Here is a 22,449-nt window from a genome sequence, read left to right as displayed (position 1 = left end):
ATGCTTTACGCAAGATGTGCGTCACAATTTGTGGGAGATTTTGTTCGGATGAGGGCGTCGTAGTGGACTACGACAACCGAATTCGGACAAAATATACCGCAAAGTGGGGCGTGCAGATTGCGGGAATGATTTTTCAGATACACTCTAGTGTAGCATGTAGATATGCAGCGAAACAATGGAATCCTGTGTCATTTTGTATGAATTTTGTGATGATTCATTACTGTTCACTGAAAACGTCGGATTCGAAAATAAGAGAACGAAAGAATTTCTGGCAAAAATCCTATAAATAGAATAAATCTTGATACTTAAAACTTAAAATAGTGAGTAAATACCGGGCTTTATTTACCAGTAACTTTTGCCTGCATATCACATAGATTTTGATGTAAATACTCTGCAGATGATATATTATAAAAAATACAAATATTTTCAGAAAGTGCAGGCTATCATGAATAAAAAGAAATCAAAGAATAAAAAACAGGATAAGCAGAGTGAGAAGCCGGTTCCGAGGAAAAAGGAAGAGGAGCAGACAGAAAGAACTGGTAGAAATTCAGCTCAGAACCCTTGCTATGGATTACTGGTCTGTACTGGAATATCATATATATACTGCCTGGATTTTAAAAACAAAAATCCAGGCAGTTATTTTAATACCAGCGTGTCATTGGCAGATCATTATTGATTCCTTTAGTCATCAGAATCTGGTGCAGATCAATAATTCCGTTATGGAAGGTTGCAGCACATGCTGACAGGTAAAGTTCCCACATACGCAGGAAGGATTCATCAAACATGGTCTTTTCCTTTTCTATATTCTCACGGAAATTCTTTTCCCAGTGGAGCAGAGTTTTATTGTAATGCAGACGTAGATTTTCAATGTCCAGAGTGTGGAAATTGTCCTCTGCCATATGATTCAGGATTTCTCTCAGACTGGGAACGGTTCCGCCTGGAAAGATATATTTCTTGATCCATGGATCACCCGGATGTTCTTTCAGTGCACTGATAAAATGAAGCAGGAATAATCCGCCCGGTTTCAGAACTTTCTCTACACAGTCAAGGAAGAGCTGATAATTGTCACGGCCAACATGTTCCAGCATTCCCACACTGACTACCCGGTCAAACTGATAGTCATGCTTTGGCAGATCGCGGTAATCCATCAGTTCCACTGTAAGATAATCTTCCAGGCCCTGATCTTTGATGCGCTTTTGGAATTCTGTATATTGTTCGTGGCTTAAAGTGATTCCTGTACCATGTACTTTGTATTTTTTGGCAGCCTCAATCAGCAGAAAACCCCATCCGCAGCCGATATCAAGAAGACTCATACCTTCTTCCAGATGCAATTTTTTCAGAATATAATCTACTTTATTAACCTGTGCCTGATATAAAGAGTCATCGTCATGAATGAAGTAGCCACAGGAATAACTCATGGTTTCGTCCAGCCATAATTTATAAAAATCATTTCCGATATCATAGTGGCTGGTGACTTCCTTTTCCTGATTCTTTTTGGATGTAGAACTGAACATGATCTTTTTCAGAGCAGATTCATTGGTAGAAAATTTGCTCATCTGTCCCAGAAAATGATCCAGTGCCTCGTAAAGATTTCCTTCAATATCCAGATCTCCCCGCATATAAGCCTCGCCTAATGCCAGGGAAGTGCTTTTGAGCAGCTCGGCCAGAGGAATTGTTTCCTTAAAATTTACTGTAAATGTGGGTTCTCCCTCTCCGATTGGATATTCGGAATTCTTGAACTTTACCAGAAATGGATAGTCCGTAAAGCGTTCAAGGAATTGCACCATTGCTTTTTCTTCAGCCTTTTCTCCTAATGTTTCAAACATAATAGTTTACCTCCTTTAACACAAAACTATGATACACCTTTGGGGGCGCTTATCGTCAAGGGGAGAATTAAACAAAGATATCTGGGAAATTGGTCAGACTTGTAGCAGAATAATGGAAATAGAAGAAGAAACAAAAAGTTCACAAAAAACATCTTGACCATCAAAGAAACACAAGTTATAATCCTGTCTTTGACAGTTACTAAACAAAAAAATTGCTGTACCTCTTGATTTTACTGAGGTTCGGCGATTTTTTGTGTTGTTTTGGAATATAGTATTTTATTCCCGGCCTTTTCATCGTTCTTAGTTTATCCAAGATCGTTTCGTAGCTGATGGCATTTTCCAGGTCTCTTTCAAGGTAACGATATATCACTAATGCAAGGAAACAGATAAGGAAATGGGCTTTTATGCGTATATCGTCTTGAAGAAAAAATGGTTTTGTTTCAAAATCAGTTTTCATTATACGGAAACATTTCTCGATTTCCCATATGTCGATATTTTAGAAATGCCGATAAATTTTCTATAAGATTCCATGCCTGACCCAATGTCAGGCACAAGTAATGAACTATCGGCATTTATTTCAATCCACAAAGCCGCTTGATAGTATCTTCGTCATTGGCATACTTGAACATCACATCATCCTTAAAGATGGAACTGTCACTATCGCTAAGTTTATACCGTGTCTTCATCATCAACATCGCTTATCTCATAGATTGTCTCATACTCATCAAATGAAATACTATAATAATGACTGATTACGTCTCTATAGTGAGAAATGCCGATATATTTACAAAGTCTTATAAATCCAATATTTCAGAAAGTCAAAAATCGGCATTTCTAAAATATCGGCATAATATTCCAACGACCTTCGCTGACTTTTAAGATATCTTTTACGTCATCGTCTAAGAGGTCTGTAGTTACTGCATACATCCCATCATATAAGGCTTCCTGTTCGATCTTTTCTGTGTCCAGATAATTGTGGATCTTTGCAGTTTCTCCATCTTCAGTTGCTGCGACTTTCCCTATGAATCGAGCAGGATCATTCGGATTCCTACGTTCCTTCTTTATCGTACCGGTGCTGAGCATTTTTTCAGCACGTTCTATCTGGGCATCTCAAACGGATTTCTGATATCTTGCATACTGTGGTTTTAAAGAAGTTTGTTTATTTGCATTTCCCTTATTGTTAATATAGCTTTTGGCAATATAAAAGGATTCCGAATTTTTTGATTTTGATGTAGTTACTTTCATGGAAAATCCCTCTACACACTTCTGAAAATAATGCTATATAATACTATAAAATAAAGCAAAAAATTTGACATAAAAAAGCAGGTACCATAAGGACTGCAAGCATTTTTTCTTATATTCAACTGTCAAACTCCCGTGTTCACTGACAATGTCGGATTCTGATTTTTTTCTGACAGTTTTTTGCGATTTTCTAAGAAATATGATATAATATAACATTATATAATGTTTGCATATGGAAGGAGTCATCAATGAGTTTGGATAAAAAATCACAGTTACCATTATATGCTCAGTTAATGAAAGAGATAAAAGATCAGATTCGAAAGGGAACATATAAGGAGGGAGATCAGATTCCCACAGAAGGAGAATTATCCGCTGCCTATCAGGTCAGCAGGATTACAGTGCGCAGAACAATTGAAGAGTTATGCTCTCAGGGATTTCTTGTAAAAAGACAGGGAAAAGGAACTTTTGTGGAAATACCCAAAATATATCGTAAAATAGAAAATGATAACAACATGAGTTTTTCTGAAGCGTGTCGTTCAAATGGAAGAAAGCCGTCTTCACATATCATTTCCTGTCATATTATGGAAATGCAGGAATGGCAGCAGGATTTTTTTAAACCTGAACATACTAAGATATATCACATAGAACGAATTTTGTCAGCCGATAACTTGCCGATTATTTATGAACATATTTATATTCCAACCGATTTTCTTCCAGATTTTCAGGTGGAAAAGCTGGAAAATGGATCTCTTACACGTCTTCTCAATAAAGAATATCATATGAAAGAATCTGAAAAAGCGAGAAGTACAGTAGAAGTCAGTACAGTTTCTCAACCAGTGGCAGGATACCTTAGAATGAATGAAGGAGAACCTGTTATGATTCTGGCAAGCTATATTAATAATGAAAAAGAAGAACCTTTATATATCAGTTATGAAATTATTGCTGGTTCACGTTACAAAATTTCCATATAGACAACGAAAATGTAATATTAATAGATGGTGAAGAACCGTTTAAACACGAAAGGTTATATTGAATAAAAAGAAGGATTTCAAATCTTGTTTTCAGCACAGAAATATACTCTGAAAATGAGAAACGGAAATCCTTTTTTTGTGTGTTATAGACAAAAAAATAAAGAATAAAATATCAAGAATTCACAAAGTTATGATTTGCCCAAAAGATCATATTGTATTATGACGTTATATGATGATATAATACAAACCAAGAAAGGAGGACGTGATAAATGAAAAAAAGATTTTCAAAAGTGATTATTGCAAAACATCTTTTTGACGGTATAAATGAGAAAGATTACGAAGGATATCTGTGTTTAAGTGGAAATCATATTGTCGAAAAAAAAGCAGGAAAACCTGAAAAAGATATTTTGAATCAGGCACAGGAAGTTCTTAATTTCAGGGATGAACTGGTTATGCCGGGAATTACAGATACTCATACATTTTTTACCGGATATGCAATTTATCATGTAGGAGCAGATTTTTCGAAAGTGACAGATAATGAAGAGGGATGCTGTATTCTGAGAAAATATGAGCAGAAGAGACATCCGGAGGGAGCATTACTGGGGCATGGATGGAATCCGGAGATGTGGGACAGGCAGAACGGAGAAGAAATGCTGGAAGAGAAATTTCCAAATAAAGCGGTGATCATTTTTTCGGCAGATCGTTCCTGTTGTATTATGAATCAGAAAGCCAGAAATATTTATCAGTTTTCGGCAGAAACATGTTATCCGGAAAGCTATTACCGCATCATGAGAGAATATCTGAATGACCGGGAATTTATTAAAAAGGAATTTTCAGATTATATGAAAATGATGAATTCCAGAGGGGTAACTACTGTAAAGGAAATGGGATTTGATGACTTCTATGGATTTACAGATTATCTTAAAGAACTGGAAGATTCTGAAGATCTTAATCTGAGAACCTTCTTTATGTCACAGCCTGTAGGTGAAGGAATGAATCTTGTTTATGCCCGCAGAATGAGAGAGCAGTTTACAGGAAATAAGATTCGTTTCAGTGGTTTTAACCGGATGACTGATGGTACGATTGCTTCTTATAAGGGTGATTTAAAAGAGCCATATGAAAATCAGGATTTCTGCTGTAAAGATCCGGTTCCATATGAAGAAATTGAAAAAGACGTTCTGGCAGCAGATGCAGAAGATTTCAGATGGTCTTTACATGCACAGGGAGATGGTGCAGTAGGAAAAATTACAGAAATTTATCAGAAATGCAAGAAGGTTCAGGGAAAGCTGAAAAACAGACATGCAATTACAGATATGGAGTTTACAGATCCAAAGGATTTGGAAATCCTTGGTCGGATTGGGGTAACAGCAGAATTATATTTTCAGATTATGTCACTGGATCCGGCAGATGTGCTGATTAATAATATTAAACAGACGATAGGTACAGAGCGTGGAAAATATTACTGGAACCGCCGTAAAATGCAAGACAGTGGAATGAATTTAAGTGGTGCCACAGATTTACCGTTACTGCTTACCAGTATACCGGAATCTATCTATTATTCCTGTGGAGGATACATGGATGGACGTGCTGAAGCATTTCAATCAGAAAATACTCTTACTGTACCGGAACTTCTGAAAGCATGGACAATCGGTGGACAGAAAAATCTGGGTATGGAAGAAGTGCTTGGAACGTTAGAAGAAGGGAAACTGGCAGATATTACTGTGTTTGACAGAAATTTACTTGAAATTAATCCGGTAGATGCCAGGGATGCAAGGGTTGTAATGACAATCATGGACGGAAGAACCGTTTTTACAGAAAATAGTCAGACAGAAAAAAACTGATCTGACAGAAAACAATAAGAAAAGGGGAAGGTAAAATGGAAGAAAAGAAAAAATTCAAACTTCATATGCCACATGTGCTCACATTGATTTTTTTCCTGATAATTGTAGTGGCAATACTTACATGGATTCTTCCAAGTGGTGAGTTTGAACGAAAGGTAATGGAAACTTCTGCAGGAGAAAGAAGTGTAGCAGTAGCAGGAACTTATCATTCGGTAGATAAAGTTCTTGAAGATGGAACAAATTTAAGACAGGGAATTGCTCAGGTACTTATGGCACCTGGAAAAGGAATTCAACAGATGGTAGAGGTTCTTGCATTTGTCTTTATTATCGGCGGTGTATTTCAGATTATGGCCAAGACTAATGCACTGAATATGGGAATTCAGAAGATTGTGAAAAAACTTGGAGCAAAAGAAATTCTGATCATACCGATTCTAATGGTTCTTTTTGGATTGGGTGGAAGTACCTTTGGAATGTCAGATGAGTTGATTCCATTTTATTTATTGATCATGCCAATTATGTTTGCAATGGGATATGATTCCATGACTACTTTTATGACAGTCTGCTTATCTGCAACAGTTGGTTATGCTGCATCTACAGTAAATCCATTTTGTGTATTGATTGCACAGGGCATTGCCGGGATTCAGGGAAATCCACAGCTGGTATTTAGAATGCTCCAGTTTGTGATTATGATGGCTTTGGTTATTGCTTTTGTAACCTGGAGAGCATTTAAGATTAAGAAAAATCCTGAAAAGTCTATTACGTATCAGGATGATTTGCTCAAGAAAAAAGAAATGAATACGGATATTGATTTTAATCAGGAAATGACAATTCGTCAGAAGCTGGTGCTCCTCACTTTTGTAATCGGAATGGTTATAGTGGTAGTAGGACTTGTAAAAAATGGCTGGTATATGAATGAATTATCCATGTGTTTTCTGGGAATGGGAATCCTGATGGGAATCTTTGGTGGTATGAATGAAACAGAAATAGCAGAAGAGTTTATCAATGGCGTAAAGGATATTGCATTTGCAGCTATGGTAATTGGTTTTTGCAGTGGAATCATGGTAATTGCGCAGGATGGAATGATTATTGATACTATTTTAAATGCATTAAGTGGACTGGTAGAAAAATCCAATAATGTTGTTTTCTCGGCAGTGATGTATGTGGTTCAGTCTTTACTGACATTGTTAGTACCGTCCTCCTCAGGACTGGCAGCATTATCTATGCCAATCATGGCACCTTTATGTGACCTTCATGGTGTAAATCCGGAAGCGGCAGTTACAGCTTTACAGTATGGAAATCAGTTGACAAACCTTATGAGTCCAGTAGCAGGAACAACAGTAGCGGGGCTTGCAATCTGCAAGATTTCATTTGGACAGTGGTGGAAAACTATCTGGAAAATGTTTTTGATCATGGCTGTTATAGCAATTGTATTCTGTACAATTTCAGCAGGATTATAGAAAACTATAAAATAAAAAATATAAATAAAAGGAGATTATTAAAATGAACAGACCAGAAGAATTAATCAAAAAAATCTATGAAGAGCAGGGACAGATTAAAGATGTATTTTTTACAGCATGTGGAGGTTCTTTAGTGGATCTTTATCCGGGATTCTATTTTATCAATGCAGAATCAGAAACTATGCACTCTCATTGGCTTACAGCAAAAGAGTTGATTGTATCCCCATCCAAATTTCTGAAAAAGGGTGCACTTGTAATTCTTTGCTCTCATGGTGGTAATACAAATGAAACTGTAAATGCAGCGAAACTTGCCAAAGAACGTGGTGCAGCAGTGATTACTATGACACATAATCCAAATTCTATCTGTGCACAGGAAGATATGAATCCAGTCGTATATAGCTGGGAAGATGATACAAATGAAAAAGAAAGACCGCAGGGAATTGTAATGCGTGTTCTTAATGAACTGATGAAGTTACAGGAGCCATCTTATACAAAATATGAAGCTGTACTGGATGGACTTGAAAAAGCTGACGGTATTGTCCGTGCAGCAGTAAAGAAAGTACAGAACCGTACATGGGTATTTGCTGAGAAATATTTTGAAGAGCCGTTCCTTTATATTATGGGCTCTGGTGCTTCTTATTCACAGGCATATGGTTTCTCTATCTGTTCTCTTCAGGAAATGCAGTGGATGGATTGCTGCTATCTGCATTCCGGTGAATATTTCCATGGGCCATTCGAATGCACAGATGAAGACCATCTCTACATTCTTCTTATGGGAACAGGTGCAGCCAGAGTTATGGATGAACGAGCACTTACTTTCCTGAAAAAATACGGAAAGAAATATGAAGTAATTGATGCTAAGGAACTTGGAATTGATGCAATTGACGAAAGCGTAAATGAATACTTCTGCCCAATGGTATTCTATGCAATGTCAGTAGCATATCGTACAGGTTTACAGGACAAGAGAAGACATCCTCTTGATATGAGAAGATACATGGGTGTTGTAGAATATTAATATTCTTTCGTAACAAGTCTGGCAGATATGAATCTGCCAGATGAAAAAGGAGAAGAAAAATGGTAAAGTATAATACAAAAGTACTGGGATTTGGTGATAATGTAGTTGATCTGTATGAACATTCTCATATGATGTATCCAGGCGGGAACTGTGTAAATCTGTGTGCATATTCCAAAATGTTTGGTGTAGAGAGAGCTGCATATATGGGATATTTTGGAAGTGATGACATTGCAGAATTTGTAATTTCAGTATTAAATGAACTTGGAATTGAAACTGTAAAGTGCAAACAGTTGGTAGGAGAAAACGGATGGTCTAAATGTACACTTCGTGATGGAGACCGTATATTTGGGGATTATAATGAAGGTGGAGTAAGAGGAAAGACTCCGTATATTCTTGACCGTTTTGACCTTGAATATATGAAAGAATTTGATTTTGTGCATACGGGAAATTATTGCTATACAGAATCACAGCTGAAAGTTATGAAAGAGGCTGGTATAAAAATTTCCTTCGATTTTTCTGATGACTCTTCCAAAGAATATTATGAAAAATATGCACCATACATTACATATGCATTTTGTTCTTTTGACGGAGATGATGAAGCAGCAAAAGAACATCTGAAATTTATTCATTCCCTGGGACCGGAGTTGGTATCTCTTACCAGAGGTTCTAAAGGCTGCATTATGTATGATGGTGAACAGTTTTATACACAGCCGGCAACACTTATTGACAATGTGGTAGATACAATGGGTGCCGGAGATTCTTTTTTGACCTCTTTTATGGATTGTTATATTGATCAGCTGAAAAGAGGAACTGACAGACAGGAAGCAATCCGTACTTCTTTAAAAGAAGCTTCTAAATTTGCAGCACATGTATGTACACTCAATGGTGCTTTTGGATACGGAAAACCATACGAGGATTAGAAATATAATATATAGAGTGAATGACAAAGAGGAGAAAATATATGCTGTACCATGGAAATGCAATGGATTACATATATGAGACTCCTGATATCCTGCAATACATATTGGAAAATAAGAAGGAAATTCTTGAGGACAGCAACAGAGTGCTGAAAGATAAGAAAATATCAGAAATTTACCTGACAGGTTCAGGATCTTCTTATAATGCAGCAGTAGCTGTAGCCGATTTTGCAAAGAAATTACTGGGTATACGGGTTACACCTGTATACCCAGTAATGCTTATAGAGGATTATGAACTTATTTCAAAAAGCGCAGTGGTAACAGGAATTTCACAACAGGGAACCAGTGCAGCAGTCATAAAGGCACTGGATGATGTTAGAGAGCGCGGCATTGTCACAATTTCAATGACCGGTGAATATGATACGGAAATTACCAGACATGCAGATGCTAACATATATATTGAATGTGGTTATGAAGATGCTGGTGCAACAACCAAAGGTTTTACGGCAACAGTATTGACTTTGATGATATGGATTATTGATACTGCCGAAAGCATTGGAAGGATTACAGAAAAAGAAGCTGAAAACTATAAAAAGCGAATAGATGTTGTAATAAAGAATATGAAAAATATTCTGCAGATAAGCAAACTCTGGTGCTCAGAAATATCAGAGAAACTAAAAGATAATGAAGATATGATACTTATTTCCGGTAATAAAATGAGGAGTTTGCTACTGGAGGGAATATTAAAATTTTCTGAGACCTGCAGATTTCCGGTGAGGGGATATGAGGCAGAAGAATTTATGCATGGTATGTATAATGCTGTCACTTCAAAAACTAACTTTTTATATATTTTTCCACCTAATGGTTATGAAAGAAATCGAATGGAAAAATTGTTCGATTATTATACAAAGCAGGGTTACTGTTTATTTGGGATTAATTCCAAACAGGTAGATGAAAATATAAAATATATACTGAACTGTAAATTTACAGACGATCCTGAGTTTTCAATTCTGGAATATATTCTGCCTGTACAAATGTTGTTTGTTATGACATCACGGGCAAGAAAGATAGATTTGAATATTCCGTCAGATCCTGATTTTCATAGATATATGGGTAGTAAACTGGAAAAATAGGAAAGTGAAATTATATGGGTATTATTGAGCTGTGAACAGGTAACAGAAGAAAGCATGGAGGATAAAATGGAGAAATTAATCAACAGAGAACAATTGGCAGGTATGAATATTCATTATTTATTTTATTCATTGGAATATTTTCTTGATGCACAAAAAGAAGCCGGATTTAAAACAATTGAGTTATGGCCTGGAACACCGCATTTCTTTTTAAGCTATATAGAATATTCTGACTGTAAACATGTCAGAAAACTTCTTGATGAAAGAGATTTGACTGTGAAGGTGATTACACCGGAAAATTGTACATACCAATATCAGTTCGCTGCACAGGAAAAAGAGCAGTTTGAAAAAAGTATGGCATATTTTAAGAAAGCTCTGGATGCCGGTGAAGAATTGGGTGTAGAAACAATGGCAATCAATTCAGGATGGGGATATTGGAATGAAGACAGGGAGGAAGCCTGGAAACGTTCAAGGGAAATGCTGTCTGTTCTGGCAGAATATGCCAAAACAAAAAATATCCGACTGGCAATGGAATCTCTTCGTCCGCAGGAATCCAACCTTGCTACTACGGTATATGATGTAAAAAGAATGCTGGATGAAGTAAATCATCCAAATCTGAAAGCGATGATTGATACCACAGCAATGGGAGTTGCCGGTGAAACAATTGATCAATGGTTTGATATACTTGGAGATGATATTATCCACATGCATTTTATTGATGGAAATCCTTATGGTCATCTGATTTGGGGGGATGGAACGCATAATCTTGAGGAGTTTCTGAAGGCAATCAATCGTCATGGATATAAGGGATATCTGGGACAGGAAATTACAGAATTTGACTATTTTAAAGATCCGGCTAGGGCAGATAAACAGAATATGAAAGCATATGAAACATTTATACGCTAAAACTCACATTATAGGAGACCAGCTATGAGTGATAAAATGAGAATAAAAATTTTTTCATGCATCATGCTTACTCTGTTTTTCTTATGTGCATGTAGAACGCAGAGTGTCTATGCTAAGGAAAAGATAACTGTCGGAACGAATGCAGAATATGCACCGTTTGAATATCTGGACAGTGATGGAAATCTCACGGGTTTTGATTATGAACTTCTGGAAGCAATTGCCCAAGAAGAAAATCTGGAATTGGAATGGAAAGATATGCCCTTTGATTCTTTGGTTGGTTCTATGGAAACCGGAAATATTCAAATTATTGCGGCAGCGATAGGACCAACAAAAGAAAGGGAAAAAAGTGTAGATTTTTCGGATGTTTATTATACGGGATCCCAGAGTATTGTAAGCAGTCAGAAAACACCTTTGTATGATTTTGCTGGATTATCCGGGAAAAGAGTAGCAGTTTTGGAAGGATCCCAGAGTGATTTCATTGTATCCGGAGAGAATACAGACTATGGTGTTGTTGAAAATGCAACAGTTGTCCGCTTTAAAAACGCTGCAAGTGCAGTAATGGAACTGAAAAACGGAGGTGTAAATGCTGTCTTAATTGATACTATTATGGCAGAGATTTACTGCAGACAGAATGATGATATTGTTTATCAGAAAGTGGATGGAACGGAAGAGGATACAGTGTATTGTATTGAAAAAGGAAATACAGAACTTTTAAATACAGTAAATAAGGGACTGAAAAAGTTAAAAGATAATGGAGAATATGACCAGATTTATGAAAAATTTTTCTCAGGAGAAAATGATACAACGCAAGTTCAGATAGCAGATAACACAGGAATAATTGGAACTTTCAAATTTATTTTTCTGCAGGATAACCGTTGGAAATATTACCTGAATGGACTACAGGTTACGCTCCTGGTTTCAATCATGTCAGTACTTTTGGGAACTGTGATTGGATTAATGGCAGCAATGATAAAATTGAATGCCGATCGTAAGAAAAAAGAAACTGTATTGTCGAGGATTATCCATATATATGTAGATGTGATTCGTGGAACCCCTTCGGTATTACAATTGATGATCGTGTATTTTGCTGTCTTTCATAGCCGGTTGGGATATGTGGCAGCAGTTGTGAGCTTCGGGATTAACAGTGGTGCCTACGTGTCTGAGGTGATACGTGCCGGAATTATGGCAGTTGATAAAGGACAGCAGGAAGCCGGAAGATCTCTGGGACTTGGATATAAAGATACAATGAGATTTATTATTATTCCACAGGCTTTAAAAAATATTCTGCCTGCAATGGGAAATGAATTTATACAGTTGATTAAGGAAACTTCCATTTTGGGATATGTAGGTATTATGGATCTTACCAAAGCTTCTAGTTATGTTTCATCAAGAACCTATCAGATGTTTATACCATTGATAACTGCTGGAATTATGTATTATCTGATTGTGAAAATACTCTCTATATTTCTCGAAAAGATGGAAAGGAGAATGAGACAAAGTGATTAGTGTACATAATCTGAAAAAATCTTTTGGAAATGTGCAGGTTCTCAAGGGTATTAATATAGAAATACGAAAAGGTGAATGTGTCTGTATTATTGGCCCTTCAGGATCTGGAAAATCTACTTTTTTGAGATGCCTGAATCTTCTGGAGGTACCAGATGAAGGAGAAATTATTATAGAAGGGGAGCGCATTCTGGAAAAAAGGAAAGATATTGATAAATATCGAGAAAATGTAGGAATGGTATTTCAGCATTTCAATTTATTTCCAAACATGACAGTGCTGAAAAATATAACTCTTGCACCTGTAAGATTAGGAAAATGGAAAAAAGAAGAAGCGGATGAAAAAGCAATAGGACTGTTAAAAAGAATTGGGTTGGAGAAGAAAGCACTGTCTTATCCATCAAAGCTTTCCGGAGGTCAAAAACAAAGGGTTGCGATTATAAGAGCACTGGCTATGAATCCTGAAATTCTTTTATTTGATGAACCAACTTCAGCATTAGATCCTGAAATGGTAGGAGAAGTACTTGATGTAATGAAGAAATTGGCAGGAGAGGGAATTACAATGCTTATAGTTACCCATGAAATGGGATTTGCCAGAGAAGTGAGTGACAGGGTATTGTTTTTTGATCAGGGAGCTATATTAGAAGACGGTTCTCCAGAAGAAGTATTTGAAAAGCCACAACATAAGAGAACGAAAGAATTTCTTGCGAAAGTTTTATAAAATTCGAGTTACAAAAAGAAGATAGTGTTATGGTTGGTGTAATGTAAAAAACAAAAAATTCACAAAAAACATCTTGACCATCAAAGAAACACAAGTTATAATCCCCTATATAAAAATTTTCGTACAAAGAGCAGACAATGGGGTCTGAGAAAGAATCCCATTGCCTGCTCTTTTTTGTGTACTGCGAGGATTTTTATTACTGTTCACACACCACTATCCCGCGAGGTGTTTTGGCATGAATACGCCAAAATCCCGAGACATACAAGCCAAAATTCCATTGCCGCAGGCAATCTGGAATGAATTTTGGCTACGTTACTGAGAACGGAGTGAACAGTAACAGATTTTTGCATATTATAATCCGCACAATTCGAGAGGAGGAATATCATGAGGCTGAATCCCAAAGAACAGGAAAAATTAATGCTTCATATGGCAGGAAATCTTGCAAAAGAGAGAAAGGAAAGAGGTCTGAAACTGAATTACGTGGAGGCACTTGCGTATATCAGTTCTGAACTCCTGGAGCTTGCAAGAGATGGTAAAACAGTAGTAGAGCTGATGCAGCTTGGAACCAAGATTCTTACAAAGGATGACGTAATGGATGGTGTTGCTGATATGATCGGTGAAGTTCAGGTAGAGGCAACATTCCCGGATGGAACCAAGCTTGTGACAGTACATAATCCAATTCAGTAAGGAGGAGAATGAGCATGAAGATCGGTGAAATTATGGCCGCAGATCGTGAGATCACACTTAATGAAGGCAAGAAAACAGTGACAGTAACAGTGGCAAACAAAGGCGACAGACCGGTTCAGGTCGGTTCTCATTTTCACTTCTTTGAAGTAAATAAATGCCTTTCTTTTGACAGGGAAAAAGCCTATGGATATCATCTGGACATTCCTTCAGGAACATCTGTAAGATTTGAGCCGGGTGAAGAAAAAGAGGTTCAGCTTACAGAAATAGGCGGCAGACAGAGAGTATTCGGACTGAATGATCTCACCCGCGCCCAGGCAACTGACGATACAAAAGCAGCATCCATGGAAACTGCGAAATTAAAAGGATTTCTGTAAGGAGGGACAATAATGAGTACAAAAATTTCCGGAAGCAAATATGCGGCAATGTATGGCCCGACTACAGGAGATAAGGTACGTCTGGCAGATACAAGCCTTGTGATCGAGGTAGAAAAAGATTATACAACCTATGGAGACGAAGTAAAGTTCGGCGGCGGCAAGACAATCCGTGACGGTATGGGACAGTCTGTAAAAACCTGCAGTAAAGACGGAGATCTGGATCTGGTAATTACCAATGCATTGATCGTAGACTCTACAGGAATCGTAAAAGCAGATATCGGTATCAAAGACGGCAAAATCGCAGGAATCGGTAAAGCCGGAAACCCGGATATCATGGATGGTGTGACACCCGGAATGACAGTGGGTGCATCTACAGAAGCACTTGCAGGAGAGGGAATGATCGTAACTGCAGGTGGAATTGATACCCATATCCATTTCATCAGTCCGCAGCAGATTGACTGTGCATTATACAGCGGTGTAACTACTATGATCGGTGGTGGTACAGGCCCTGCAGACGGTACAAATGCGACTACCTGTACACCTGGACCATGGAACTTAAAAATGATGTTAAAGGCAGCCGAGGAATACCCGATGAACTTAGGTTTCCTTGGAAAAGGTAACTGTTCAGACGAAGCTCCTCTCATTGAGCAGGTTAAGGCCGGAGCTATGGGACTGAAGATTCATGAGGACTGGGGTGCAACACCTGCAGTTATCAATCACTGTCTGAATGTGGCAGATGAATATGATGTACAGGTTGCCATCCATACAGATACATTAAATGAAGGTGGATGCGTGGAAGATACACTTGCAGCCATCGGCGGCAGAACTATCCATACTTATCATACGGAGGGTGCAGGCGGTGGACATGCACCGGATATCATCCGCGCAGCAGCAGCTCCGAACGTACTGCCATCCTCCACAAACCCTACAATGCCATATACAGTAAACACTTTGGATGAGCATCTGGATATGCTTATGGTCTGCCATCATCTTGACAAGAGAATCCCGGAAGATGTTGCATTTGCAGATTCCCGAATCCGTCCGGAGACAATCGCAGCAGAGGATGTTCTTCATGATATGGGTATCTTCAGTATGATGAGCTCTGACTCTCAGGCTATGGGACGTGTAGGTGAGGTTATCACACGTACCTGGCAGACAGCAAGTAAGATGAAAGATGAGAGAGGTGCACTTCCGGAAGATGCAGGACATGACAATGACAACTTCCGTGTAAAACGTTATATCTCCAAATATACCATCAACCCGGCGATCACACACGGTATTTCCCAGTATGTGGGCTCTGTGGAAGAAGGTAAATTTGCAGACCTCGTTCTCTGGAATCCAGTATTCTTTGGCGCAAAACCGGATATCATCATCAAAGGCGGTATGATTATTGCATCTAAGATGGGTGATGCAAATGCGTCCATTCCGACTACACAGCCGGTTCTCTATCAGCCAATGTTTGCTGCACATGGAAAAGCTAAGAATGAAGCCTGCCTGACCTTTGTATCCCAGGCTGCCATGGATGAAAATGTAAAAGAGAAATACGGTCTTGAGAAAACTGTAGTACCTGTAAAGGGATGCAGAAATATAAGCAAAAAAGATATGGTATTTAACGACAGAACACCGGAACTGACTGTAGATCCGGAGACATATAAGGTTACTGTTGACGGCGAAGAGATCACTTCCAAACCGGCAGAGAAACTTCCGCTGACACAGCTTTACAGTCTGTTCTAAACAACTTTAAACCATTACATTCTGGTTATCTGATCATAAAAATGATATTCGCAGGACTGTTATTTATGGAGTTTTGTGAGAACTTTTATAAGAACTTACCAAACAATATAATGACAGTCCTGTCAGATTTAACAGAAAAATATACTGAAAAGGCAGGAGAGGAGAGAATATTATGTTAGGAGTTTGTCTTTTATTCGTAGGAATCGTACTGATCAACAATGGTATGTGTTCTTTATACAATGTAGACGGAAAATCAACCGCCATTATGAACATCTTTACAGGTGGTCTTTCTTTATTTATTAACTTTGTCAATCTGGTGCAGGGCAATTATTATGCAGCAGGAACAGGATTACTGTTCTGCTTTACCTATCTTTTCGTAGCTCTGAGTAAATTCCTGAAAGCAAGCCCGATTCCATTTGCATGGTTTTCTACTTTTGTAGCCATCAATGCGGTAATCTTTGGTACAATCGAGGGATTTACAGGAAGCACTGCACTGGGAATCACACCGGATCTGCGTTGGGCAGCAATCTGGTATCTGTGGGCAATTCTCTGGGGAACTGCTTTCGTAGAAGATATCTGCGGAAAAAAACTGGGAAAATTCGTTCCATATCTTCAGGTATTTGAAGGAATCGTAACTGCATGGGTTCCTGGAGTTATGATGTTACTTCAGATTTGGTAAGATTCAGGAGGTCGAAAATAATGCTGTGTGAACAGGTTTTAGGAAAGCTTCATGATTTTGATACTACAGGAAAAACAATAGAATATGTAGATATTGAATGGCACGAAGCATTTAAGAAAATACATAAAAAAATAACAGACAAAGGAACAGAAGTGGGAATCCGCATGGACGATTCCATTCTCGCCAGAGGTCTGTATCAGGATGATGTGATCTACGCAGATGATGAGAAGCTTGTAGTGGTAAATACACCGCCATGCGAAGTTATCCGTGTTTCTTTGACTCCGGGACATGAGAAAATGTCTGCAAAAGTCTGCTACGAAATCGGAAACAGACATGCACCGCTTTTCTGGGGAGAGAATGATACGTTTATCACGATCTATAACGAGCCAATGCTTGTTATGCTTCAGAAAATCCATGGAGTTCAGGCGGAGAAAGAAGTGCTGAAGCTGGACTTTGACAGGAGAATTTCTGCAAGTATTCATAATCATCATCATTAATAACAACGGAGGTTCTTCATGTCAGAAAAACAGTTCTATCTTTTACAGGTAAATGATGCGCTGTTTCCCATCGGAGGATATTCCCATTCCCAGGGACTTGAAACTTATATTCAGCGTGGAATTGTCCACGATGCAGACACAGCCAGAGAGTATATTACTCACAAAATCAAATGGAATCTTGCATATACAGAACTTCTGGCAGCCAGACTTGCATACGAAGCCGCAGAGAAAAAAGACCTGCAGGAACTTCTGTACCTGGAAGAACTTCTGGAAGCATCCAGAATTCCTATGGAACAGAGAGAAGCCGCCAGAAAAATGGGTTCCCGTTTCGCAAAAACCATTGAAAAGCTAGGGCTTTCCATCAGTGAAACAGGGATTTTCAGAGAATATCTGGATGCGAGAAAGGGAAAAGCAGTAAATCATTGCTGTATTTACGGAGTTTTTTGTGCGGAAATGCAGATTTCTCTGGAAGAAGCGCTGACGCATTATCTATACGCACAGACATCTGCAATCGTCACCAACTGCGTAAAAACAATTCCACTCAGCCAGACATCCGGGCAGCAGCTTCTGAGCGGATGTTATGGTGAGTTTGATGAGATATTAAAGGATATCATGAACAGAAGCGAGGAGGACTTATGTCTCTCTGCACCTGGATTTGATATCAGAGGAATCCAGCACGAGAAGCTGTATTCCAGATTATATATGTCGTAAGAAAGAAAAGAGGAAATCGGTATGTCATACGTAAAAATCGGAGTTGCCGGACCGGTAGGTTCCGGAAAAACAGCACTTATTGAAGCACTGTCAAGAAAGATGGCAAAGGATTACAGTATTGGTGTCATCACAAATGATATCTACACAAAAGAAGATGCCCAGTTCCTTGCAAAGAACAGCGTTCTTCCTGTAGAAAGAATTATTGGTGTAGAGACAGGCGGATGCCCTCACACAGCCATCCGTGAAGATGCTTCCATGAATCTGGAAGCAGTAGATGAGATGATGGAACGCTTCCCTGATATTGAACTTCTTTTCATCGAAAGCGGCGGAGATAATCTGTCTGCAACATTCAGTCCGGAGCTGGTAGATGCAACCATCTTCGTTATCGACGTAGCAGAAGGTGATAAGATTCCGCGTAAAGGCGGTCCTGGAATCACACGTTCTGATCTTCTTGTAATTAATAAGATAGACCTGGCTCCATATGTAGGTGCAAGTCTCGAAGTAATGGAAAGAGACTCCAAAAAAATGCGTGGTGACAGACCATTCCAGTTTACAAATATCCGCGGAGATGAGAATGTAGATAAAGTGGTAGAGTGGATCAAGAAAAACGTACTCCTGGAAGGAATGTAAAGGAAAATGCCTATGGATAACAAATTCGGAAAGATATCCCGCATCAGCGCCTGCGCAGCCTTAAAAGACGGAAGGACTATTCTGGAAGATCTGTCTTTTACAGCACCATACAAGATCATGATGCCTTTCGAAAAAGAAAACGGTGGGATCCAGATTATGCCGCTCTGTGCTTCCGCAGGAATTATGGCAGGCGATTCCCAGGAATTTTCCTATCATGTAAAGGAAGGCGCAGATCTGGAAGTCCTGTCCCAGTCCTTTGAGAAAATCCACAAAATGGACGAAGGCTCAGCCACCCGGACCATCGAAGTACAGGTAGACAAAAACGCTACATTATACTATTATCCCCAGCCGGTGATTCCTTTCGCACAGTCAGCCTTTGACAGCAAAATGACTATCCATCTGGAAGACGAAACCTCCCGTTTATTCCTGCTGGAGATCATCTCTTGTGGTCGAAACGCTCATGACGAACGTTTTCAGTACCGCAGATTCTCCTCAAAAGTCCTGCTGTACAGAGGGGATAAACTCATCTATCGCGACAATACCCGCTACGAACCGGACAAAATGCCCATGGAAGGAATCGGAATGTACGAGGGTTACACACATATGGCAAACCTGTTTCTTTCTAAGATCTGCAGCAGAGATGGTGAAAGTTGCAGTCAGGAATCCGGGAGTGTAAAGTCAGCAGATTCAGCAATCAATCTGGAACTTCAGGAAAAAATCTGGCAGATCCTTGATGAAGATTCGGAAATAGATGGAGGTGTTACCCGTCTCACAGCCGGAGATCTGGCGTTGAGAATCTTCGGTTATCGTGCTCAGAAACTGCAACAGGTAGCGGAAAAAATCAAGAAGTTATACGAAACAGAACAAATATAAAAAATGGCGGGAAATCCCGCCATTTTTTGTGCTGATGTATAAAATTATGTCGCTGAGGCGACCCGCCGCAGGCGGAGAATCATTGAGCATCCCTTAATTGCTCTACAACGCTGCATTTCGCTGCGTTGTCATACATCATGCAAGGAATCAGCCACCCCAGCAGAAGAAATACCGGAATTGTCAGCAGGACAGGCAGAATGGTGAATTGATACTCAAAGAACCAGAACATACTGCCCAGCATTTTTCCTGCAAGAGGTCCCACCGCCAGCGACAGAATAAAGGCCACTGCTACGGAGGACATTGCGTAAAACAATCCCTCGTAGATCAGCATGGTTTTGAGCTGCCGGTTCGTCATTCCTACAGCCTGAAGCACAGCAAATTCACGGCGGCGGGAAAGAATACCGGTCATCATGGCGTTGAAGAAATTTAAGAGTCCCACCAGCCCGATGATAGCACAGAGGATACCACCTATCAGAAGAAACATCTGCCGGAACTGAGCAAATTCAGAGCGAGCCGTGGCCTTGCTTTCATACATCAAGGGCGAAAACTCACCGGCAGTGAGCTTCGATAGATATTGCTCTGCTTCGGCCTCGTCCGCTTCGTCCGCTGTGTCGAACAGGTAGAGCATCGGAATGGCTGCACCACCGCTGTCCCTCTGTGCGGTGTCCACAGACAAAACTGCATCATAGCCAACGCCGCTATAACGATAACTCATGGAATTCGGAAGTTCTACCAAGGCGCAGACCGTGTACTCTACATCTCTGGCTCCATACAGTTTTTTCTGACGGTACTCCTCCGGTGTATCTTCGGTGCGGAGTTTTCCAGTGCGGCTGTCGATATATTTCACATCATCCGCATAGGTAGCCGTGATCGTGTCTCCCACCTTGGGGTAGTATTCAGGATTGAGCAGATTACCGTAGTCATCTAAGGAAACCGCAATGGCAATGGCGTTATTGTCCGGCTCCAGCATAGGAGAAATATCTCCGTCGAGCACTTGCAGCTTGTCAAACAGACTGTTATCCAGAGCCTCGATTCTGGTATCTCCCATCACCATATTGCCCCGGTGCTCCATGCGGCTCATATGGCTGTCCAACTGCTCGGCGCTTTCGTACCTTGCATAGTCCTGCCGCAGAGCATCCTCCGTCATCCACAGATATGCGGGTTTTCGCACAGCATATCCCGTGCCGGAAAGACTGGCCTTTGTGTTTGCTGCGATCTCTCCGATCTGTTCTGGCGTGATGAATTCATCTGCTGGGTTATAACGAAAATAGTCGGGAGTGCTGACGATAAAATCGGCGCAGGTCATGGAGGATACATACTTCTCCATGCTGAAGCCGCCCACAAAGGCACACAGCGCATTGAACAGTGTCACCGACAGTGCCAGAGACAACACCACCAGTACCGTCTTTTTCTTGTTTCGTCCCAGATTGGCAAAGGCCATCTGATGGAGCTTTGCTCCTCGGATGCTGCGCCGTTTTTTCTTGGTCTGCATCACATCCGTATATTTGGTAGCCTCCACCGGAGAGACCTTGGCTGCCATTTTTCCGGGCTTGGAACAGGACAAAAGCACCGTCAACAAGGCGAACAGCATAGAACCAAGGAAGATCACAGGCGAAGTGCTGATGGTGGTGATGCCTGTATTCAACTGGATGGAGTGCAAGACAACAGGCACCAAAACAGCGCCGATGCCGTAGCCCAGCAGCAGCCCCGCCGGAATGCCGATCAGACAAAGCAGAAGTGCCTGCTGGCGAATGATGCGTTTGAGCTGCCGGGGCGTTGTGCCAATGGTTTTCAGAAGTCCGTAAAACCGGATGTCCCCTGCAACAGAGATCTGAAAAATGTTATAGATGATAAGATACCCCGTGAAAATCACCAGCAGCAAAAAAGCTGCTATGGCGATCATCAGCTCTGGATCGAGCTGCGACTCCAGCTGGGATGAGGTATATCCCCAGTTGACGCCGATCCGGACGCTGTTGGGATCAGTATAGCTGTCCCATGTGTAGCCAAGATCGGTATCCACCTGCTCCATCTGCCCTTGAATGTTTGTGCCGGAGGTCAGCATGACATTCAAATCGGTGCGGAAAGGCTGTAAACCTGTTTTCACTGCCTGCGCTTCGATGTCATCTGCGTAATCACGGCTGATGTTGATGTAATGAACAGGCATTAGTTCATCATAGTCCCAATAGCCCACCAGCGTAAAGGTATCTGTTACAGTAAAGGCGGTTTGATCCTTGTCCGTAATGGAATAGGAAACCGTGACCTCGGCGCCCAGCTCCGGCGTTACGCCAAGCAGCTGCAACGCTGCCGTATCCATGGCTACCTCTTTGCCGCTTTCGGGCATCCGTCCGGTAGTAGGGGTTGCATAGCTCCATTTAGTGCAGTTGGCATCCATGTAGCTGATCTCTGCCGGTACTTTGGCAAAGACCCCCTCCGCAGTGATACCGATTACCTTCCGTATCCCCGCAGCCTTCACCTTTGGGTGGGCAGCGATGCGTTCCGCCTGCTCGGGGGAAACATCCTTAAAGGTGCCGTGTGCATAGCCGCCTACCTGCCGAAACTGGTAGGTTTCATAGCTGGCGTTCAGTGACAAGACAATGGTGAACATGGACGTAAATAGCAGCGTTGTCAGCGCAATGGCAAAAATAGCGATCAGATTGCGGCGACGGTTCGCATAAAGAGATTTTAAGCTGAGCTTTCGAATACATTTTCTGTTTTTGACATTCATCGTAGCCACCTCC

The 22,449-nt window shown here is 40.3% G+C and carries 22 protein-coding genes and 2 pseudogenes; 19 read left to right on the top strand and 5 right to left on the bottom strand.

The features are described from left to right. Positions 1–5: 5 nt before the first annotated feature. Positions 6–95, bottom strand: coding sequence for a DUF6783 domain-containing protein (locus LI074_RS17745; protein WP_318269296.1), 90 nt, complete (start codon positions 93–95; stop codon positions 6–8). Between LI074_RS17745 and LI074_RS17740 the strand changes: the two are divergent. Next, positions 54–290: pseudogene (locus LI074_RS17740) on the top strand (DUF6783 domain-containing protein); the annotation flags it as partial. The gene LI074_RS17745 and the pseudogene LI074_RS17740 overlap by 42 nt on opposite strands. Before the next feature lie 155 nt (positions 291–445). Continuing rightward, positions 446–676: a hypothetical protein gene (locus LI074_RS04705; RefSeq protein WP_265107645.1), complete on the top strand. Its 231-nt coding sequence runs from the start codon at positions 446–448 to the stop codon at positions 674–676. On the opposite strand, the gene LI074_RS04700 is transcribed toward LI074_RS04705, so the two are convergent. The 3 genes and pseudogenes from LI074_RS04700 to LI074_RS04690 form a co-directional block, all read right to left on the bottom strand. After that, entirely contained in the window at positions 642–1,826 is a 1,185-nt protein-coding gene (locus LI074_RS04700) for an SAM-dependent methyltransferase (protein ID WP_026649491.1), read from the bottom strand. The two genes, LI074_RS04705 and LI074_RS04700, sit on opposite strands and share 35 nt — an antisense overlap. A 572-nt stretch (positions 1,827–2,398) precedes the next feature. After that, positions 2,399–2,521 (bottom strand): hypothetical protein, encoded by a 123-nt coding sequence (locus LI074_RS04695; protein ID WP_259838393.1) that lies wholly within the window; start codon positions 2,519–2,521, stop codon positions 2,399–2,401. A 142-nt stretch (positions 2,522–2,663) separates the two neighbouring features. Further along, positions 2,664–2,969 (bottom strand): annotated as a pseudogene (locus tag LI074_RS04690) (IS1634 family transposase); the annotation flags it as partial. A 347-nt stretch (positions 2,970–3,316) separates the two neighbouring features. On the opposite strand from LI074_RS04690, the gene LI074_RS04685 reads away from it, so the two are divergent. The 17 genes from LI074_RS04685 (at position 3,317) to LI074_RS04605 (ending at position 19,711) form a co-directional block, all read left to right on the top strand. After that, positions 3,317–4,039, top strand: a complete 723-nt coding sequence (locus tag LI074_RS04685) for a GntR family transcriptional regulator (RefSeq protein WP_055058817.1) — start codon at positions 3,317–3,319, stop codon at positions 4,037–4,039. A gap of 269 nt (positions 4,040–4,308) precedes the next feature. Next, the gene (locus LI074_RS04680; RefSeq protein WP_055058816.1) at positions 4,309–5,880 is read left to right on the top strand and encodes an amidohydrolase family protein; all 1,572 of its coding nucleotides are present in this window, start codon (positions 4,309–4,311) and stop codon (positions 5,878–5,880) included. 35 nt (positions 5,881–5,915) lie between these two features. Next, the gene (locus LI074_RS04675; RefSeq protein ID WP_055058815.1) at positions 5,916–7,337 is read left to right on the top strand and encodes a YfcC family protein; all 1,422 of its coding nucleotides are present in this window, start codon (positions 5,916–5,918) and stop codon (positions 7,335–7,337) included. Positions 7,338–7,380: 43 nt separating this feature from the next. Continuing rightward, positions 7,381–8,352: an SIS domain-containing protein gene (locus LI074_RS04670; protein ID WP_055058814.1), complete on the top strand. Its 972-nt coding sequence runs from the start codon at positions 7,381–7,383 to the stop codon at positions 8,350–8,352. Positions 8,353–8,411: 59 nt separating this feature from the next. After that, entirely contained in the window at positions 8,412–9,272 is an 861-nt protein-coding gene (locus LI074_RS04665) for a PfkB family carbohydrate kinase (RefSeq protein WP_025577722.1), read from the top strand. Between the two features lie 143 nt (positions 9,273–9,415). After that, positions 9,416–10,402: an SIS domain-containing protein gene (locus LI074_RS04660; protein ID WP_173700945.1), complete on the top strand. Its 987-nt coding sequence runs from the start codon at positions 9,416–9,418 to the stop codon at positions 10,400–10,402. 66 nt (positions 10,403–10,468) lie between these two features. After that, complete coding sequence (locus LI074_RS04655) at positions 10,469–11,305, top strand: sugar phosphate isomerase/epimerase family protein (RefSeq protein ID WP_055058823.1); 837 nt, start codon at positions 10,469–10,471, stop codon at positions 11,303–11,305. 24 nt (positions 11,306–11,329) lie between these two features. Then, the gene (locus LI074_RS04650) at positions 11,330–12,811 is read left to right on the top strand and encodes an ABC transporter permease subunit (RefSeq protein WP_081026552.1); all 1,482 of its coding nucleotides are present in this window, start codon (positions 11,330–11,332) and stop codon (positions 12,809–12,811) included. After that, on the top strand, positions 12,804–13,526 hold the full coding sequence (locus LI074_RS04645) for an amino acid ABC transporter ATP-binding protein (protein ID WP_055058812.1): 723 nt from the start codon (positions 12,804–12,806) through the stop codon (positions 13,524–13,526). The genes LI074_RS04650 and LI074_RS04645 overlap by 8 nt, the downstream gene beginning before the upstream one ends. Before the next feature lie 384 nt (positions 13,527–13,910). Next, positions 13,911–14,213, top strand: a complete 303-nt coding sequence (ureA, locus tag LI074_RS04640; protein ID WP_008705098.1) for an urease subunit gamma — start codon at positions 13,911–13,913, stop codon at positions 14,211–14,213. 14 nt (positions 14,214–14,227) lie between these two features. Beyond that, positions 14,228–14,587: an urease subunit beta gene (gene ureB / locus LI074_RS04635; protein ID WP_195480774.1), complete on the top strand. Its 360-nt coding sequence runs from the start codon at positions 14,228–14,230 to the stop codon at positions 14,585–14,587. Between the two features lie 12 nt (positions 14,588–14,599). Beyond that, positions 14,600–16,321: an urease subunit beta gene (gene ureB / locus LI074_RS04630; protein WP_008705097.1), complete on the top strand. Its 1,722-nt coding sequence runs from the start codon at positions 14,600–14,602 to the stop codon at positions 16,319–16,321. A gap of 172 nt (positions 16,322–16,493) precedes the next feature. Then, positions 16,494–17,000, top strand: a complete 507-nt coding sequence (locus tag LI074_RS04625) for an AmiS/UreI family transporter (protein WP_008705095.1) — start codon at positions 16,494–16,496, stop codon at positions 16,998–17,000. A gap of 20 nt (positions 17,001–17,020) precedes the next feature. Next, positions 17,021–17,497 carry an urease accessory protein UreE gene (locus tag LI074_RS04620; RefSeq protein ID WP_019163037.1) on the top strand — a complete coding sequence of 159 codons (477 nt, stop codon included), beginning with the start codon at positions 17,021–17,023 and terminating at the stop codon, positions 17,495–17,497. Between the two features lie 18 nt (positions 17,498–17,515). Next, on the top strand, positions 17,516–18,208 hold the full coding sequence (locus LI074_RS04615; RefSeq protein WP_055153858.1) for an urease accessory protein UreF: 693 nt from the start codon (positions 17,516–17,518) through the stop codon (positions 18,206–18,208). 21 nt (positions 18,209–18,229) lie between these two features. Then, positions 18,230–18,838: an urease accessory protein UreG gene (ureG, locus tag LI074_RS04610; RefSeq protein WP_008705089.1), complete on the top strand. Its 609-nt coding sequence runs from the start codon at positions 18,230–18,232 to the stop codon at positions 18,836–18,838. Between the two features lie 12 nt (positions 18,839–18,850). Continuing rightward, positions 18,851–19,711 carry an urease accessory protein UreD gene (locus LI074_RS04605; RefSeq protein WP_243868807.1) on the top strand — a complete coding sequence of 287 codons (861 nt, stop codon included), beginning with the start codon at positions 18,851–18,853 and terminating at the stop codon, positions 19,709–19,711. 79 nt (positions 19,712–19,790) lie between these two features. Here LI074_RS04605 and LI074_RS04600 read toward each other — a convergent pair whose 3' ends face one another. Beyond that, the gene (locus LI074_RS04600; RefSeq protein WP_173698124.1) at positions 19,791–22,436 is read right to left on the bottom strand and encodes an ABC transporter permease; all 2,646 of its coding nucleotides are present in this window, start codon (positions 22,434–22,436) and stop codon (positions 19,791–19,793) included. Positions 22,437–22,449 lie beyond the last annotated feature (13 nt).

It is taken from the genome of Blautia sp. MSK18_10 (assembly GCF_020553185.1).
GTDB classification, from domain to species: domain Bacteria; phylum Bacillota; class Clostridia; order Lachnospirales; family Lachnospiraceae; genus Blautia_A; species Blautia_A wexlerae.
The sequence above is the reverse complement of the archived record's forward strand: the minus strand, read 5'-3'. Positions and strand labels throughout refer to the sequence as shown.

Coding starts and splice junctions, on each gene's coding strand:
- LI074_RS04705 (WP_265107645.1), top strand. CDS start 446: ATGAATAAAAAGAAATCAAAGAATAAAAAACAGGATAAGCAGAGTGAG.
- LI074_RS04700 (WP_026649491.1), bottom strand. CDS start 1,826: ATGTTTGAAACATTAGGAGAAAAGGCTGAAGAAAAAGCAATGGTGCAA.
- LI074_RS04695 (WP_259838393.1), bottom strand. CDS start 2,521: ATGTTGATGATGAAGACACGGTATAAACTTAGCGATAGTGACAGTTCC.
- LI074_RS04685 (WP_055058817.1), top strand. CDS start 3,317: ATGAGTTTGGATAAAAAATCACAGTTACCATTATATGCTCAGTTAATG.
- LI074_RS04680 (WP_055058816.1), top strand. CDS start 4,309: ATGAAAAAAAGATTTTCAAAAGTGATTATTGCAAAACATCTTTTTGAC.
- LI074_RS04675 (WP_055058815.1), top strand. CDS start 5,916: ATGGAAGAAAAGAAAAAATTCAAACTTCATATGCCACATGTGCTCACA.
- LI074_RS04670 (WP_055058814.1), top strand. CDS start 7,381: ATGAACAGACCAGAAGAATTAATCAAAAAAATCTATGAAGAGCAGGGA.
- LI074_RS04665 (WP_025577722.1), top strand. CDS start 8,412: ATGGTAAAGTATAATACAAAAGTACTGGGATTTGGTGATAATGTAGTT.
- LI074_RS04655 (WP_055058823.1), top strand. CDS start 10,469: ATGGAGAAATTAATCAACAGAGAACAATTGGCAGGTATGAATATTCAT.
- LI074_RS04650 (WP_081026552.1), top strand. CDS start 11,330: ATGAGTGATAAAATGAGAATAAAAATTTTTTCATGCATCATGCTTACT.
- ureA (WP_008705098.1), top strand. CDS start 13,911: ATGAGGCTGAATCCCAAAGAACAGGAAAAATTAATGCTTCATATGGCA.
- ureB (WP_195480774.1), top strand. CDS start 14,228: ATGAAGATCGGTGAAATTATGGCCGCAGATCGTGAGATCACACTTAAT.
- ureB (WP_008705097.1), top strand. CDS start 14,600: ATGAGTACAAAAATTTCCGGAAGCAAATATGCGGCAATGTATGGCCCG.
- LI074_RS04625 (WP_008705095.1), top strand. CDS start 16,494: ATGTTAGGAGTTTGTCTTTTATTCGTAGGAATCGTACTGATCAACAAT.
- LI074_RS04620 (WP_019163037.1), top strand. CDS start 17,021: ATGCTGTGTGAACAGGTTTTAGGAAAGCTTCATGATTTTGATACTACA.
- LI074_RS04615 (WP_055153858.1), top strand. CDS start 17,516: ATGTCAGAAAAACAGTTCTATCTTTTACAGGTAAATGATGCGCTGTTT.
- ureG (WP_008705089.1), top strand. CDS start 18,230: ATGTCATACGTAAAAATCGGAGTTGCCGGACCGGTAGGTTCCGGAAAA.
- LI074_RS04605 (WP_243868807.1), top strand. CDS start 18,851: ATGGATAACAAATTCGGAAAGATATCCCGCATCAGCGCCTGCGCAGCC.
- LI074_RS04600 (WP_173698124.1), bottom strand. CDS start 22,436: ATGAATGTCAAAAACAGAAAATGTATTCGAAAGCTCAGCTTAAAATCT.